At 43.8% G+C, this 14,861-nt stretch carries 13 protein-coding genes; 3 read left to right on the top strand and 10 right to left on the bottom strand.

The window, feature by feature from the left end; translation table 11 throughout:
* Positions 1 to 138 precede the first annotated feature (138 nt).
* The 5 genes from cbiD to LC605_RS04900 form a co-directional block, all read right to left on the bottom strand.
* Positions 139 to 1,308, bottom strand: coding sequence for a cobalt-precorrin-5B (C(1))-methyltransferase CbiD (gene cbiD / locus LC605_RS04920; RefSeq protein WP_229546450.1), 1,170 nt, complete (start codon positions 1,306 to 1,308; stop codon positions 139 to 141).
* 249 nt (positions 1,309 to 1,557) lie between these two features.
* Positions 1,558 to 1,902, bottom strand: coding sequence for a hypothetical protein (locus tag LC605_RS04915; RefSeq protein WP_229546449.1), 345 nt, complete (start codon positions 1,900 to 1,902; stop codon positions 1,558 to 1,560).
* A 325-nt stretch (positions 1,903 to 2,227) separates the two neighbouring features.
* Positions 2,228 to 2,419, bottom strand: coding sequence for a hypothetical protein (locus LC605_RS04910; protein WP_229546448.1), 192 nt, complete (start codon positions 2,417 to 2,419; stop codon positions 2,228 to 2,230).
* Positions 2,420 to 2,571: 152 nt separating this feature from the next.
* Positions 2,572 to 2,796 carry a DUF433 domain-containing protein gene (locus LC605_RS04905; RefSeq protein WP_229546447.1) on the bottom strand — a complete coding sequence of 75 codons (225 nt, stop codon included), beginning with the start codon at positions 2,794 to 2,796 and terminating at the stop codon, positions 2,572 to 2,574.
* Between the two features lie 243 nt (positions 2,797 to 3,039).
* Complete coding sequence (locus LC605_RS04900; protein WP_229546446.1) at positions 3,040 to 4,953, bottom strand: acetate--CoA ligase family protein; 1,914 nt, start codon at positions 4,951 to 4,953, stop codon at positions 3,040 to 3,042.
* A 374-nt stretch (positions 4,954 to 5,327) separates the two neighbouring features.
* Between LC605_RS04900 and LC605_RS04895 the strand changes: the two genes are divergently transcribed.
* Positions 5,328 to 5,510: a hypothetical protein gene (locus tag LC605_RS04895; protein ID WP_229546445.1), complete on the top strand. Its 183-nt coding sequence runs from the start codon at positions 5,328 to 5,330 to the stop codon at positions 5,508 to 5,510.
* A gap of 39 nt (positions 5,511 to 5,549) precedes the next feature.
* Here the strand turns inward: LC605_RS04895 and LC605_RS04890 are convergent, their stop codons facing one another.
* The 3 genes from LC605_RS04890 to LC605_RS04880 all read right to left on the bottom strand — a co-directional run bounded on the left by LC605_RS04890 (position 5,550) and on the right by LC605_RS04880 (position 8,968).
* Positions 5,550 to 6,203: a DUF4276 family protein gene (locus LC605_RS04890; RefSeq protein ID WP_229546444.1), complete on the bottom strand. Its 654-nt coding sequence runs from the start codon at positions 6,201 to 6,203 to the stop codon at positions 5,550 to 5,552.
* Positions 6,200 to 7,288 (bottom strand): AAA family ATPase, encoded by a 1,089-nt coding sequence (locus LC605_RS04885; protein WP_229546443.1) that lies wholly within the window; start codon positions 7,286 to 7,288, stop codon positions 6,200 to 6,202. The genes LC605_RS04890 and LC605_RS04885 overlap by 4 nt, the downstream gene beginning before the upstream one ends.
* 327 nt (positions 7,289 to 7,615) lie before the next feature.
* Positions 7,616 to 8,968 (bottom strand): N-acetylmuramoyl-L-alanine amidase, encoded by a 1,353-nt coding sequence (locus LC605_RS04880; protein ID WP_229546442.1) that lies wholly within the window; start codon positions 8,966 to 8,968, stop codon positions 7,616 to 7,618.
* A gap of 395 nt (positions 8,969 to 9,363) precedes the next feature.
* Between LC605_RS04880 and dnaG the strand changes: the two genes are divergently transcribed.
* Positions 9,364 to 11,301 carry a DNA primase gene (dnaG, locus tag LC605_RS04875; protein ID WP_229546477.1) on the top strand — a complete coding sequence of 646 codons (1,938 nt, stop codon included), beginning with the start codon at positions 9,364 to 9,366 and terminating at the stop codon, positions 11,299 to 11,301.
* Positions 11,302 to 11,775: 474 nt separating this feature from the next.
* Here the strand turns inward: dnaG and LC605_RS04870 are convergent, their stop codons facing one another.
* Positions 11,776 to 13,119, bottom strand: a complete 1,344-nt coding sequence (locus LC605_RS04870) for a DEAD/DEAH box helicase (protein ID WP_229546441.1) — start codon at positions 13,117 to 13,119, stop codon at positions 11,776 to 11,778.
* A gap of 237 nt (positions 13,120 to 13,356) precedes the next feature.
* On the opposite strand from LC605_RS04870, the gene infC reads away from it, so the two are divergent.
* Positions 13,357 to 13,848, top strand: coding sequence for a translation initiation factor IF-3 (gene infC, locus LC605_RS04865; protein ID WP_309143256.1), 492 nt, complete (start codon positions 13,357 to 13,359; stop codon positions 13,846 to 13,848).
* A 370-nt stretch (positions 13,849 to 14,218) separates the two neighbouring features.
* Here infC and LC605_RS04860 read toward each other — a convergent pair whose 3' ends face one another.
* Positions 14,219 to 14,833: a TetR/AcrR family transcriptional regulator gene (locus tag LC605_RS04860; RefSeq protein WP_229546439.1), complete on the bottom strand. Its 615-nt coding sequence runs from the start codon at positions 14,831 to 14,833 to the stop codon at positions 14,219 to 14,221.
* Positions 14,834 to 14,861: the final 28 nt, after the last annotated feature.

The following is a 14,861-nucleotide window of genomic DNA, read 5'->3' as shown; positions in this document are numbered from 1 at the left end:
AGGGAGCCTTCACAAACGCGAGTTTATGTGCGTTTGCCTAGTCCCTGAGTCGCAGATGGTGTTAGAACGATAAATCTACCCTAGAGTGGTTACTTAAAGGATTATTTATTTGGATTGTTTACGATTATTCATCATAAATTAACATAATTTTCCCATCAACAGACCAGCAGTTTTACTCTTCACGATAATTTTGCGATCGCGATCAAAGAGAATAGAGCCACAGATTGTACTTCCTGTGCTGCTTTGGCTATGGTTTTGAATGTATTCTTTAGAACGAACATCGATAGTTTCGGCGATCGCACTGTAAACTTGGCTTACCCAATCACTACCAGTTGCAGCATCTAGGGATTTCAGGTATGTTAGTGCGGCTTCGGCGGTAGCACTGTCAAATACAGCTTGGATATCTGGTAATTTTAAACCTGCGATCGCACAGTGGGCTGCCAAAATTTCCCGCCGTCCATCAGCCAAGTAGTGATGAGTGTGAAAAATCCCTCCAGCCAGTTTCATCAGCTTACCGTGATAGCCAAATAATAAGATTTCTTTCACGCCCAGCACATCAGCTTCTACCAACATTGGGCCGAGCCAGTTAGCAGTTTTGACCAATTGTTCGGGATTAATCCCTAGTTTACGCGCCAAATCTAGGCCATTCTCCCCGATACAGAATACTAAAGTTGCAAAACGACTGGCTTTATTTTGTAATTCAGCCCGAAAAACTGCAAGCTGATCTGGTGTACTCAAAGGTTGAGAAATGCCGGTTGTTCCTAAAAGGGAAAGTCCTTCAACCACACCAAAGGCAGAATTTGAAGTCCGAACAGCGAGCGATCGCCCTTGGGGTAGAATAATAGTCACCGTGATTTTTTCCCCAGGTGCTAGCATCCGTTGCAAATTCTCTTGCAACAGCCTTTGAGCATAAGCGTAAATAGCCGGCTTATCATCAGCATTTAATTGCCTACCAATTCCTTCCCCACCTTTAATAATTACTGCTTCCTCATCCCCCTCATCCCCCTCATCCCCCTCATCCCCCTCATCCCCCCCATCCCCCTCATCCCGTCCTCTCCACTCCACGAGTGCCCAAATCGGTGTATCTTTAGTCAAATCAAGATTATCACCGGGATCGCTGCGGGTGATTGCTAAAGCCGTATTCTCAGATAATCCTGCTACCTGTTCAATCGGGATTTCTGCGATTTGGCTGGGTTCAATCAAATCTAGAGATGCTAAAATTAGGGGTTGGCGATCGCGTAACCAGTGTAAAGCTGCAACAGCAGCAGCGCACGCAAAGACGGGAAGTGTGTATCCAGAACGGGACATTTTTTAAATTTAAAAATCAAAATAATTCTTCAAAATTGTTCGCGCAGCGTCTCATAGAGAAGACTATTTCAGACAGCTATTTAGACCTCAACTGTAGCTTACTTCCTTCAGGGGAACGGCATCAGTAAGCGGCGGTGAAAAAACTTGAACCAAGCGCAGCATCTCCTGTCCCTCGGCTTCACTGTGTTGTTAGACATTTACCGACAGCCTAACTAACAACAGTAATAGAAATTTTAAGTGTAGCAAGCTTCATACTTCTGGCAACCATTCACTCTGGCATTGAATCACAAAACTAACTACAAGTTGCTTAGAGGAAAGTAGCTCCGTTAAAAATCGTTTTGCAGCTTCGTTGCATATATCTCTGTACTCATGCCAGTGGGTTACCTGAGTTGAAGAGTAGTCAGCTACCAAATCTAGTCTTGGCTGAATCAAAGTATCTTTTAGAACAAAGGTTTCGATACTAATAATAGCAAGGTCATTCTTCTGGCACTCATCAACCATTTCAAGCCCTACTGAGGGTGACACGTATATTTCTGAGCTTTGCACAAAACCACGTTCACTGTAGCGTTGAAGAATATCAGATTCCGATAACATTATGATTAGCCTCTTTACAGCGATTTTCAGGTAAATGAACCACAATTATGAAACCTAACCCCCAGCCCCTTCCCTACAAGGGAAGGGGAGAAAATCAAAGCCTCTCTCCTTGTAGGAGAGAGGAATGGAAGTGAGGTCTGTTTGTGGTTCAAATACATGAAAACTGCTGTAACTATTAATCACTAATTTGTTTATGTCAAGTTATCTTTCAATCTGCCCGTATTTATACTGCAAATGTTTAACTATTGATTATACTCATGTTTGGCACCATGACGAATGAATACACAACCCATTTCTTCCAGGTGTTTGATCAAGTCCCGTCGTTTCACGATACCTCAAGTTCAGCTAGTCTTCGGACACTGGGGATTGTTCCACTCGTTAATTCTTTGTAAATATCAGTTAAATTCTCCTTCAATTCGTTTTCGGTTTCTGCCTGAGTCCAGTAGTCTGGATACTCTTCCAGATAACCAAGCCACATCTGGTCATCTTGCCAGTAAACATATTTTTTCGTTGTCATAGGGTGAAAGACTTATGAACTTCTCCAACTATGCCAACCATCTTATCAAACTGGGCGATCGCTCTCGGTGCGATCGCATTGTTCTGCCCTATTTTCAACCTACGCTAACAGTGAAATAATCCGATCAGACAGATTTTCGTCTGGAAGCAGTTTCACAGGGATACCACAAATAACTTCTTCTCACGATCAGCAGCAAAAGCTAGACACGCTTTGATGTCTTCGGAAGTTAATTCCGAAAAATCTTCTAGTATTTCTGTTTCACTCATTCCACCAGCAAGATACTCCAAAATATCATAAACAGTGATTCGCATTCCCCGGATACAGGGGTTACCACCGCGCTTTCCAGGTTCAATGGTAATAATGTCGTGGTAATTCATAAATTAGTCAAGATATTTGTTTAATCAATGACAGCAGGAAGTAATATAGCAATCCTAAATCATTTGTGATCAAGAAAATCGCTGAAATACTTATATAGCGGTTCTCAGTTGAGTTCAATACAGAATAAAAAAATACTCAACTACTTCTTGTGGGGCTGGCTTTTCGGGCCACCCCACAAGATTGGGTAATTTATTTGTTGTCAGTCCCTATGGTTATTTTGACGGACATTATATTTATTTAACTCACAAAATCGCTCCAGTTTCTTTCAAATAAACCCGTGTAAATGGTTCATCTTCACCCAAAGTATAATCTTCAATCAACCCTTTGCGACGAATAGAAATACTGTTGCCTTTTCTAATCACTACAGTCGAGCTATCGAAAACATCGCGCACCAGAATCATCTCAGTTTCGGTAGGATTATCCAAAACTACTATATTACTATTTTGGTAAAACATACCCTGTTCTTCTAAAATGTCTTCCGCGTACTCGGCAATCAGCAAATCAAGTTTGGGATGACGCAGCAAAGTTTGGACATTGCTGTTGTAATCCTTGCTTAATACTTTTTTCGAGCGATTCACAAAAACTGCATCACGACAAACAGCGCCTATTGTCGAGTTGGGATGCTGCAAAAGGATATGGTCAATGGTCGTTTGCAGTTCCTCAACTGAGATTTTATTAAAGGTAATAATTGGTATCCTGGCATCAGCACCGGACTCAAAAAAGGTTTCTAAAATATGAGAAGGCACATCGACGCTTTCACCCACAGAAGGTTTAAGATGCATTAAAATTCCTGGTGCAGCGTTGATTTCTAGGATGGCAAAGTTACTCGACTTCCAAGATTCTGCGAGACTTTTGGTAATGACATCAATACCGAGACAAGTTAGTTGGAAATATTGGGCAATATCTTGCGCCAAGATAATATTGTCATCATGAACTGTCTGGGTTGCATCGATGCTTATACCTCCGGCTGAAAGATTGGCGACTTTACGCAAGTAAACAGTACGTCCCTTCTCAATCACGCTGTCTAATGACAAGCGCTGTTCCTGTAGGTAAAGTTCCATCGCATCATCGATTTGAATTTTACTCATCGGTGAGGTGGGCGTGTCTAAACGTGCAGGTTTGCGGTTCTCTTGGCGAATTAACTCTGCAAGCGTTAAATGCCCATCACCGACAACCGATGCTGGACGGCGTTCTGTGGCGGCGACAAATCTACCATTAACACATAACAAACGAAAATCTGATCCAAAGATGCTTTTCTCAACAATTATTCGGGTTAGCTGATTTTCGGGAATCGCTGCCAGTGCCCTATTATAAGCAGATACCAGTTCTTTGGAGTCTTGCACCTCAGCTGTGACGCCAATTCCTTTGTGACCTACCACTGGCTTAACTGCAACTGGGTAGCCAATTTCTCTTGCAGCCGCCAAGGCTTCTTTCTCGGAAAAGACAATATTACCTTCAGGCACCGGAAAACCCAAGGTCTTTAAAAATGCCTTACAGTCATCTTTGCGAGTAGTAAACTCCGAATCTAGATGGCTATCACAGTTAAATGTTGTGGCTACCCCCCGGATATGTTTTTTCCCCAAGCCATATTGCATTAATCCTTCTTCCCACAAATAAAAGGTGGGAATACCTTTTTCGTAGGCTGTTCGCAATAGGGCGTAAACCGTGGGGCCACCGTAAACAGATGCGCGGAATTTATTTTGTAGCCTCACCAGTTGCTCATCAAAGGTAAAGTCTTCGTCTTGGGTAATAGCTTCAAACCAATCCCAAACAAAGTAAACTACTTCTCTAGTTGTGCGTTCATGTAGTGATTGGATGCTAATTCGTGTGCAATTTGGATATGGTTTAACACTCCAGTGGTTAAGGTGTAAATCCATGTCTAGCTTTCCGACTTCCGACACAACTTCAGCAAATAGATGGGCATGGGATTCGTAGGTTTGGCTGCCCAGATTTGGATAGCGATGTCTACCAATGCTCGCAATATAATCTTCAACGGGCAAAGGCTCTCTAGAGTCAATTAGAGCAAAATCAAATACTAGCGCTCCTACATCTAAATAGGGGTTGGGGCCAAGGTAATGCTTGAAGTTGAAAATATCGAAGACATCCGTTCTTCTAGCATTAATGCGGACTAATTCACTGCTTTTTTGTAGAACCATTGATTATGAACCTTCGGCTAAACACCCTAGATTTTAAATGCTGAGTTTTGGTTACTCAGACTCATTGATTGTAGATTGATTCACATTAATTTTGGAGAGTGATAGCTTTGCAATTAAGCTAATCAGAACCCAGGCTAACTCTATCACTAAGCATTTTCAACTACCTCAAGGCGTAATTAAATTACCATTCCTCAGCCAGGAATCAATAACAGTGAATTCCAGGGCTATTTCGTTCTAAATCTAAAAGTTGTAAGTAGAGTGACGCAAATAAAGCATAATGATGCTAGTTTGCTTACCAGCCAAGCAGAAATTCTCTATCAGGTCGCAGAGAACATGGAAACCGTAATCGCAGAGCATGAGGAAGAGTAACAGCGATGGATATAGAATCCCAAATCAGACTTGAATCAAGCCAAGCAGCTTCTTTAAGCAAGGAAGCTAACCGTGCCTTTGCAGTCCGGAACTTTGCTCAGGGAAGGGAATTAATGAAACAGGCAGTAGAAGCTGGGAGGAGATGCCGCACACTGATCCAGCAACTCCAAGGGAATAAGCTAGTTTGATTAGTCAGGCTCACTAGAACATGCTATGTGTTTGTAAGCTCAGATCACTGGAACTATACTTTCCAGCCGCAGCAACCACTGATTAAAATGTTGACACTCTTGACGTATCGTATCCAAACCAATATCAATGGCAAGCAGCGCACCATGCAGTGGTTTATCGTATCCATTGCAACAATTGCCAATGCGTTTTGATGGTGCTGTTAGTGGATTATCGTTAATATGCTCAGGTGAAGCAAAAGCGTTGCGTTCTGCTTGTAAAATACTGACCACACTTGCATCGAACCACGCAGCAAATGCTTGTGGCTGACTATACAGAAGTCCTTCAAATTCGTAAACCAGCAAATTCGGGATAAAATTCTTGTGCCCGATATCCTTACCCATTTCCTGTTCAAGGTATTCAGCCTTCTGGAACAGGTCACTGGTTTTTGGCAGGGAACTGCTTCCTGGAAAATCAGTGGGCAGGGCATACAGATCAAATATTGTGCTGACGAACGCCGTTTTATCTTCAAGGCACTTGCGCTGTAATTGTGGCTTGATTTTGGCATAACTCACCACACCGCCCTTCCCCGTTGAACTGGTTTTTACCAAAATGGGGTTGAGGTAGATGTTTTTCTCCTGAAAATACTCATACAGCAATTCCCGCACGAATGTTTCCTCGGTTTGCCCTTCAACGAAAATATGGACTCGAATCATCGTGACGGTCTTCCGCCTAGAAGGTTCTTTTTCCAAAGATCACCCAGACTATAGTCTTTAAGCCATTCCTCCAGATCGTGCTGATTCAGCCGATGAAGGGAGGATTTACCCTGATCGCGGTCTACAACAATCACATCCTTTGCGTTAAATTCGTTGAGCAGTTCCACAGACTGCGTTGAAATAATCACCTGTTTTTTTGTACTACGTATCAAGGAAGCCAGAACAGTGATGGCATACGGATGGAGACCCAGTTCTGGCTCATCTACCAGAATTGTCTCAGGTTGCAGTTCTTCTGGTTGCAGAAAAACCGTTGCCAGACAGATGAAACGCAGCGTTCCATCCGAAAGTATATGCGCCTTGAACGGAATATCGTGCCCTCGCTCTAACCATTCCAACTCAATAACTTCCTTGTTTTGCGGGGAAGGACGCAAGCGAAAATTCTTAAAGAACGGCGCAACAAGCTGGATGGTTTTGACAATTTTTTGATAGGATGACGAGTAGGTGTTTTGCAACAGATACAAGAAAGAGGCAAGATTACGGGCATCAGGACGCAGATAAGAGTTGTCATTGATACCATGCGGCTGTTTTATATAGGCACTGTCACTGGTGTCATGAAAATGGTACACCCGCCACTGCTGCACAGCAGGTAAAACGTACTTGTCAATTCCAGTACGTGTGCCAGTGAGAGCCTTTGTCTCGAAATGCCCCCTCCCTATTTCATACTCACCCCTCACATTCCACCAGAAGGACTCCGAAGCGAACATCAGACGATTATCTTGGGTTGGCTCTAATGTGGCGAAGTATCCATTATTGCCGAAGTATAACTGAAACTCCAGTTGCTCTGTTGTTTTGCGCCCAAAGTGCAGTAATGCATCAGGGCCACCCTGGCGACTGACAAATACTTGCAGGTTCTGCTCAAGCAACTGCTGAACCATGCGGAAAAAGCCAATAAAATTGGATTTTCCCGCCCCGTTAGCGCCAATCAAAACGTTTAGTTTGGAAATATCAAGGTCACATTTGGCGATAGACTTGAAGCCTTCCAAGACTATTTTTGACAGTTGTTTCTCACTGTTCGTTTCCGTCATAGAACAGCCCCCCGATAGACAGGCTTTTTATATGCTGGTTTCATTTTATTTGTAGGACTTACGCAACTGGCATATTATTTGGAGTTTGTAGTGAGGACTTTAGTCCTCTTTCATCAGGGCTGTTCGCGGAGCGTTCCCGTAGGGTAGCCCTTACTACAAACTAAAAGCTTTTATTTTTTGTGACACTTGCCTAAGTCCTAATTTGGTAACTTAGCTCGACACAAAACGTGCTGCCCTTCAAAGGCTAGGAATTAAACCCCTAAACTTTGTTAAACCCACGGAATTGAGTTAACACCCTAAAAATTGCTAGAACAAGTTACTCAATGCTCAAAGAAGTCCTGCTGATTCATATAATCTTTTGAGCATTGCTGAAATCTTCGTACCATAATCCAAATCTGCTGACCACCGCCCTGATAGCTGATCAATTAATGGCGCAATTCCCCGCGTCACAAAGCGAAATCTGGGATCTACTACTTCTTGTACCAAAGGTTCTAAACTGGCGTAAGCTTTCAAATGTTGGACGTGCGCCCTCACTCCAATTCTGGCACTTGCAAAAGATGCAGCTTCCGAACCACCACCGATCGCACCTAAGCCGGCAAAGTTATTTTGCTCAGGTCTAATATCACCACCAAACCGTAAAAATCCGGTTTCAACACACATTTGGCAAAAGGCAATATCATAGTTAACTCCTTCTATCCCTGCTTCTTCCCGATAAAGTTTTGGGATATCAGGAAAGCTTACTAAAGCATTTTCATTATTGTTTCTCAAAAATAATTGTAACTGGACTTCGGAAGTATTACCATTGGACATTAGCCGGTCAAATTGACCAGGGCAAACCACCAAATTCGATCGCAAGCTGACAGTCCGAGTTGCAGCATCCCAAGTGACTGCAACATTAAAATCTCGCAGTTCGATCGCTTTGACATAAACTACTTTCCGATAGGTAATCCGATTCACATTAGCCGCTTTTGAAAGGTCAATGCGCAGACGGTCTACTAAATCAATGGGGATGTAAGCATTACCATTAACTAAAACCCCTTGCTCTGAGTAATTTTGCCCATTAATATTAATCTTAATTGCCGGATAATTTGCTTCGGTCCCAGTTCCAGGAGTGGGGTCAATCACACGACTCCAAGTTACTAATCCATCCACAATTCCCAAAGCAAAATCACGGCGACGACTTTGCAACAAAGCCCGATCTTCGGGATTGCTAAGAAACCCCACTTGCATCACCAAAGCTGGAAGCGTTGTTCGCCGACAGAATGCTAAACTACCCAATCCACTATCTGTATCTGGCTTGACTCCACGATTCGGTAATTGGGGTACGCGGCGCAACAATCCGATTAGCAACTGTTCAGCATTGCTCTTGCGATCGCTATTATTCGCAATGTAGAAGACGCTAGCCCCACGCACAGAAGGGCTGTTAGCCGCATCAGATTCAATTTCTAGGGCGATATCACCCCGGCGGCTACGGGAATTGATCCAAGTGATAGTTTGGGCGGCGCTTAAGTCATCAGGGACTGCCAAAATTTCCAAATTCCGTGCCCTCAGTTCCGTGACAATCAAATCTCGCAGCAGAATCATTTCTTTAGCTTCAGTTGTACCACCTGCGATCGCACCTGGATCGATTCCTCTCGTTTCTTTGCCTCCATGAGCTGCTGATATAAAAATACGCCCCATTTCCAGTATTTCCTTGGGTAAAATTAAGTGTAAGCAATTGTATATAAGTAGGTCGGCGCAATTAGAGCTAACTGGCTAAGGCTGTCATTGGTCATTTGTCATTTGTCATTTGTCATTGGTCACTTGTACTGAGCAAAGTCGTTGGCGCAGCCTCTCCAAGAGTTGTATTGGTTATTAGTAAGGGTTTTAAGCTTCTTTACGTTTCGTAACATACTTGATTTTTTCACACCAATGTACTTACTGAGTTTTTTTCACAAATCAAATCGGATTCCTATCTCATTCTTGCTCTAGTAACAAGAATATAATAGCTATCAGAAGTCTTTTGTCATTTGTCCTTTGGTATTTCTCCAAAGTTCATGACCGATGACCAATGACCAATGACCAATGACAAAGCCATGCAAATCCCCCGCTTGCACCCAGACACAATTGAGGAAGTTAAATTACGGGCTGATATTGTCGATGTCGTCTCTGAATACGTAGTTTTACGCAAACGTGGCAAAGATTTCGTCGGTTTGTGCCCCTTCCACGATGAGAAATCTCCCAGTTTTACCGTCAGCCAGGCCAAGCAAATGTACTATTGCTTCGGCTGTCAAGCTGGGGGAAATGCCATTAAATTTGTGATGGAGTTGGGAAAGCGCTCTTTTGCTGAGGTGGTACTGGATTTAGCACGACGTTACCAAGTACCGGTGCAAACTCTCTTACCCCAACAACGCCAAGAATTACAGCGTCAGCTATCTTTGCGTGAGCAATTATATGAAGTTCTGGCAACATCCGCCCAGTTTTATCAACACGCCTTACTACAATCGCAAGGGCAAAAAGCAATTGAATATTTGCAATCTAACCGCCAACTCCAAAAAGAAACTATACAGCAATTTGGTTTAGGTTATGCCCCCGCAGCTTGGGAAACTCTCTATCGTTATCTCGTGGAAGATAAACATTACCCAATACAGATACTAGAAAAAGCGGGGATGATTAAGCCACGCAAGGAAGGAGGCGGTTATTATGATGTATTCCGCGATCGCTTGATGATTCCCATCCGCGATGTCCAAGGGCGCGTCATTGCCTTTGGTGGTAGAACTCTGACTGATGAGCAGCCTAAATATCTGAATTCACCAGAAACCGAACTTTTTAGTAAAGGTAAAACATTATTTGCCCTGGATCAAGCTGCATCTGGGATTTCCCAACTGGATCAAGCGGTGGTGGTAGAGGGATATTTTGATGCGATCGCTCTCCACGCCGTTGGTATTAATAACGCCGTCGCCTCCCTCGGTACAGCCTTAAACTTAGAACAAGTGCGGCTAATATTACGCTACACCGAATCGAAGCAATTAATACTCAACTTTGATGCTGATAAAGCCGGAACTAATGCTTCTGTTCGGGCGATCGGTGAAATTGCCGAACTTGCATACAAGGGCGAAGTTCAGCTAAAGATTCTCAATTTACCCGATGGTAAAGATGCTGATGAATACTTGCATAGCCATACAAGAGAAGATTATAGAGAACTGCTAAAAAATGCCCCACTTTGGCTAGACTGGCAGATTCAGCAAATTATTCAAGACCGCGACTTAAAACAGGCGACTGATTTTCAGCAAGTAACTCAGCAGATAGTCAAATTACTTAAAAATATAGCTAACAGCGATACACGCAACTATTACGTTTCTTACTGTGCAGAAATACTCAGCTTGGGAGATACCAGACTTATACCCCTACGAGTCGAAAATCTGTTAACTCAAATTGCTCCCCCTCCGGCTACATACTCTAAGCCCGTGTCAGCCCGAAAAGCATGGGGAAGTAGCAAAGTTTCTCCACTCCCCACAGAACGCAGCCTTTTAGAACACGCAGAGGCCTTATTACTAAAGATTTACTTGCATTGTCCCCAACAGCGTCAAGGGATTATTGACGAACTAGAGGAGCGAGATTTGCAATTTAGCCTTTCCCACCACCGATTTTTATGGCAACAGATTTTAGAAATTTTATCAAGTGATGGAGAAACAAAAAATCTCGCGTCTCAACCAAATTTAATTTCCCGTTTGCAAGACCAGTTCTTAGAATTTGGTAGCGAGATGGGGTTAATTTCCCATTTATTTCATGTGGATGAAAAAACTCAAAAAGAAATACTTCGGACTCCGCAAGTAGTTCAAGCTGCGATCGCTTGCATGGATTTGGTGATGCTTGAAAAACGCTATCGTCACTTTTTGGAACTATGGCAACAAACTGATCCAGAAACTGAACCAGAGCGGTATCAATCATATTATCAAGCTTTCTATGCTGAAAAAATCAAGCTGCAACAAATAGACCGACAACGGTTATTTCCCATCACAGAGTTGTTGTAGCCTCGCACTCCTGACAATTCAGGTTAGGGACTGACAAATAATTCGTAATGATGCTCCTGCGTCGCTACCGCTACGCTAACGTAATTCGTAATTGAATTAAGGCAGACACTTCGGGGTGGGGTTTTTACCTACCTCGAAATACAAGGACTTTTTTACCCACAAGAGACACAATACGGTTGGGTTAAGCCGTAAAAATAAATTTGCGTAGGTTGGGTTTCGTTCCTCAACCCAACCTACAACGGGCATTTGTTGGGCAGGGCTATTTCATTCTCATTAGGACTTACGCATCAAATCTCTGTTTTTCTCTCTGCGCTCTCTGTGCCTCTGCGGTTAAAAAGTAATTTATTTCACCACGGAGGCGCAGAGGACACGGAGTATAGAGCTTAAAGAGGAATTTATTGACCAATTGTAGGGTAATTTATTTGTTTGAAGTCCCTTAAAAGAGAGGTTTTCCAGTTGAAAACCTCACAAAGATTAGCGATCGCGTTTAGCAGAACGGCGCGACGCAAACGAACGAGCGCCAGGTTTATCGCCATTGGTGGCCGCCGGTGGCGCTAGCTTACGTTTTGCTGATGCCCGTGGTAAAGGTTTAGGAGTCCGAGCCGGACGCTTGTCACCTTCGGGTTTGGGTCTGTGTTGCTGTCCATTTGGGATTGCTTCTGGCTCAATATCGGGGTTGGGGCCAAAGCCAGCAACCACTTCCCTCACCAAGCGCTGTTCAATCAGTTTTTCAATATCTTTCAAAAGAGGGTATTCATCGACGCACACCAGCGATACGGCTTCACCTGACGCGCCAGCGCGACCGGTACGACCAATGCGATGCACATAATCCTCCGGCACATTGGGCAGATCGAAGTTAACTACATGGGGCAGTTCGCTGATATCAAGACCCCTAGCAGCGATATCCGTCGCCACTAATACCTGTAAGCTGCCATTCTTAAACTTTGCCAGAGCGTTGGTACGCACCGGCTGACTCTTATTACCGTGGATTGCCAGTGCTTGAATGCGGTCTTCGGCTAACTGCTTAACCAAACGGTCAGCGCCATACTTAGTGCGAGTGAACACTAGAACTTGATACCAATTATCTCGCCGAATCAGGTGAGCAAGTAATTGGCGTTTCTTGTCACGGTCTACCTGATAAACTTTCTGTGCGATCGTGTCGGCGGTAACGTTGCGGCGTGCTACCTCAATCATCGTCGGGTGATTGAGCAATCCGGCGGCTAGTGCCTTAATTTTGTCGGAGAAAGTCGCGAAAAATAGCAAATTCTGTCGCTGTTTGGGGAGAAGTGAGAGGATGCGGCGAATATCATTAATAAAGCCCATGTCCAGCATCCGATCTGCTTCATCTAGCACCAAAACCTCAATATGCGACAAGTTCAGTGTACCCTGATGTACGTGGTCTAGCAGTCGCCCTGGAGTCGCGACCAGGATATCCACTCGCCCCTTCAAACGCTGTTTTTGCAGATTAATACTGACTCCGCCAAACATCACCATTGAGTTTAACTTCAGGTACTTGCCATATTCACGCACGCTTTCTTCCACTTGTGCGGCGAGTTCGCGAGTTGGGGTAAGAACCAGTGCCCGGATTGGCGGGTATCCATTAAATGTACCTTTGCTCTTGTCGGACGACAACCGATGGAGGAGTGGCAGGGTAAAACTAGCGGTCTTGCCAGTGCCCGTTTGTGCCCCAGCTAGCAAATCGCTTCCCGACAAGACGGCAGGAATCGCTTGTAACTGAATTGGCGTGGGTTCGGTGTACCCTCGCTCGGTAACGGCACGGATAATTTCATTGGACAAGCCGAGAGTAGAAAAAGACATAAGACTCCAAAAATAACATCGGCCTGTCGCCAATGGCGGCGTCAGTCTGAGGCGGACGGATAAAAAAGCATTGAAAGGCTGGATGGGCAGTAGCGCAAAGACTGAGAGCGAATGCCGCAATACCCCATTATAACAGATTGCAGTCTATTGTGTCGCGAAAGTTGCTCCGATTCAGTGTTGTGTTAAATTGGCATTACCTGCTTTTAAAGCAAAGTATTGAACAAATAGGAGAAATTCATTATCGCAATCCAAAAGCAACTGATTAATTCACAAATCAAGTCACCTAGCGTCTTCTTGATTGACCATGAAAATAACAATCGTGGTCTGATCGACACTAATGAGGCGCTACAGCTAGCTGAAAGTTTAGAGCTGGACTTAGTTGTAGTCTCTCAAGGCAAAGATGCTCCAATCGCGAAGATTCTCAACTATGGGAAGCTTCAGTATCAAAAGAAAAAACGTCAGAGCCAGAGTGCTAGACCCACGGTAAAGGAAGTTCGGTTCGGTCTAAACGTGGGTTTGGCTGATTACAATTTACGTATCGAACAAGCAGGTCAGTGGTTGAGTAAAGGCGATTCTGTCAAGTTTGCCATTCGTTTACGAGGCCGAGAACATCAATATCGTGACAAAGCGGGAGAACTGCTAGACCGAATTGCAAACGATCTCAGTCAAGTAGGTAAAATCCAGTCCCTGGATAAACGCGCACTAGTTGTTCAAGTTATTCCTGCCTAGTTATCTGGCGATCGCTAGAGGATGTATTTGTGGCAGCTTGTAAGGAACGAAAAAAGCCGGAGTCAATACTGTAGCTTCTAGAGAAAAAACAGTCAACTGTTACTCAAGCTAAATCTGACCAGCAATTTGAGATTTGAGATTTTGGATTTTGGATTTTGGACTGACAAAAAATAAATTATCCAAAATTATTTGTACATTTTTAGAGGCGCAAGTCCTTGCGCCCCTAAGATGGGACATTTTAACTGGAAGTCCCTTAAAAGAATTTTGTGGTTCATGTCCCGTCCTTTGTGGGTAGGGTCAATCCCAAATTGCAAATCTAAAATCCAAAATCCTTTGACCGAACAAGGGCCACGCGCCGGGATATAACCAATCAATCGGCACATTTAGTGATTAGGTGTGTCAAGGCATCAATCAGGCGATCGCTTTCCATTGGTACAATATCTTTTCCATGCATCACATTTTGAGTAATATGAAAATGCACTAATGCTCCGATGAGAATTCTCGCTGTTGCCTCTGGGTCAGGTATATTTAGTTCTGGAGCCGCCAAGTAGTGAGTCAGAGTTTCCGCTACTGGCTTAATCATCGCCCGAACACAGATTTGAGCTAACTCAGGAAAACGGCCAGATTCCCCAATTAAAACTCGCATAAATGCACTATGCTCTTTGTCGTTAACCATCTGCTCCAATGCTTTGGTTTCTAACTGGCGCAGTATGGTGACAGGTTCTCCCTGAATCGGTTCTGTACCAAAAATGGAGTTATTTTTTTTGCTCGCCAGTTGCTCTAACAGTACTTTAAAAAGTCCTTCTTTGTCTTGAAAGTGGCTGTAGACCGTCGCTTTAGAAACTCCTGCTGCTACCGCTACCCGATCCATACTTGTACCAGCGTAGCCATTTTGGAGAAACTCTTGCATTGCTCCTTGCAGAATTTGCTCCACTTTATCAACAGAGTTATCTCGATCAACTTCGTCAGCTTTGATGCGTACCATTTATTAATCATCCTTTCTTGTAAACAAT

This window comes from Nostoc sp. CHAB 5836 (assembly GCF_020829445.1).
Classification (GTDB): domain Bacteria; phylum Cyanobacteriota; class Cyanobacteriia; order Cyanobacteriales; family Nostocaceae; genus Nostoc.
Note: the sequence above shows the minus strand (reverse complement) of the source record. Positions and strands in the feature narration are given on the sequence as shown.

Excerpts from the sequence above, each read along its gene's own strand:
- LC605_RS04870 (WP_229546441.1), bottom strand. The coding sequence starts at position 13,119 with ATGTCTTTTTCTACTCTCGGCTTGTCCAATGAAATTATCCGTGCCGTT.
- LC605_RS04915 (WP_229546449.1), bottom strand. The coding sequence starts at position 1,902 with ATGTTATCGGAATCTGATATTCTTCAACGCTACAGTGAACGTGGTTTT.
- LC605_RS04860 (WP_229546439.1), bottom strand. The coding sequence starts at position 14,833 with ATGGTACGCATCAAAGCTGACGAAGTTGATCGAGATAACTCTGTTGAT.
- LC605_RS04905 (WP_229546447.1), bottom strand. The coding sequence starts at position 2,796 with ATGAATTACCACGACATTATTACCATTGAACCTGGAAAGCGCGGTGGT.
- dnaG (WP_229546477.1), top strand. The coding sequence starts at position 9,364 with ATGCAAATCCCCCGCTTGCACCCAGACACAATTGAGGAAGTTAAATTA.
- cbiD (WP_229546450.1), bottom strand. The coding sequence starts at position 1,308 with ATGTCCCGTTCTGGATACACACTTCCCGTCTTTGCGTGCGCTGCTGCT.
- LC605_RS04885 (WP_229546443.1), bottom strand. The coding sequence starts at position 7,288 with ATGACGGAAACGAACAGTGAGAAACAACTGTCAAAAATAGTCTTGGAA.
- LC605_RS04910 (WP_229546448.1), bottom strand. The coding sequence starts at position 2,419 with ATGACAACGAAAAAATATGTTTACTGGCAAGATGACCAGATGTGGCTT.
- LC605_RS04900 (WP_229546446.1), bottom strand. The coding sequence starts at position 4,953 with ATGGTTCTACAAAAAAGCAGTGAATTAGTCCGCATTAATGCTAGAAGA.
- LC605_RS04895 (WP_229546445.1), top strand. The coding sequence starts at position 5,328 with ATGGATATAGAATCCCAAATCAGACTTGAATCAAGCCAAGCAGCTTCT.
- LC605_RS04880 (WP_229546442.1), bottom strand. The coding sequence starts at position 8,968 with ATGGGGCGTATTTTTATATCAGCAGCTCATGGAGGCAAAGAAACGAGA.
- LC605_RS04890 (WP_229546444.1), bottom strand. The coding sequence starts at position 6,203 with ATGATTCGAGTCCATATTTTCGTTGAAGGGCAAACCGAGGAAACATTC.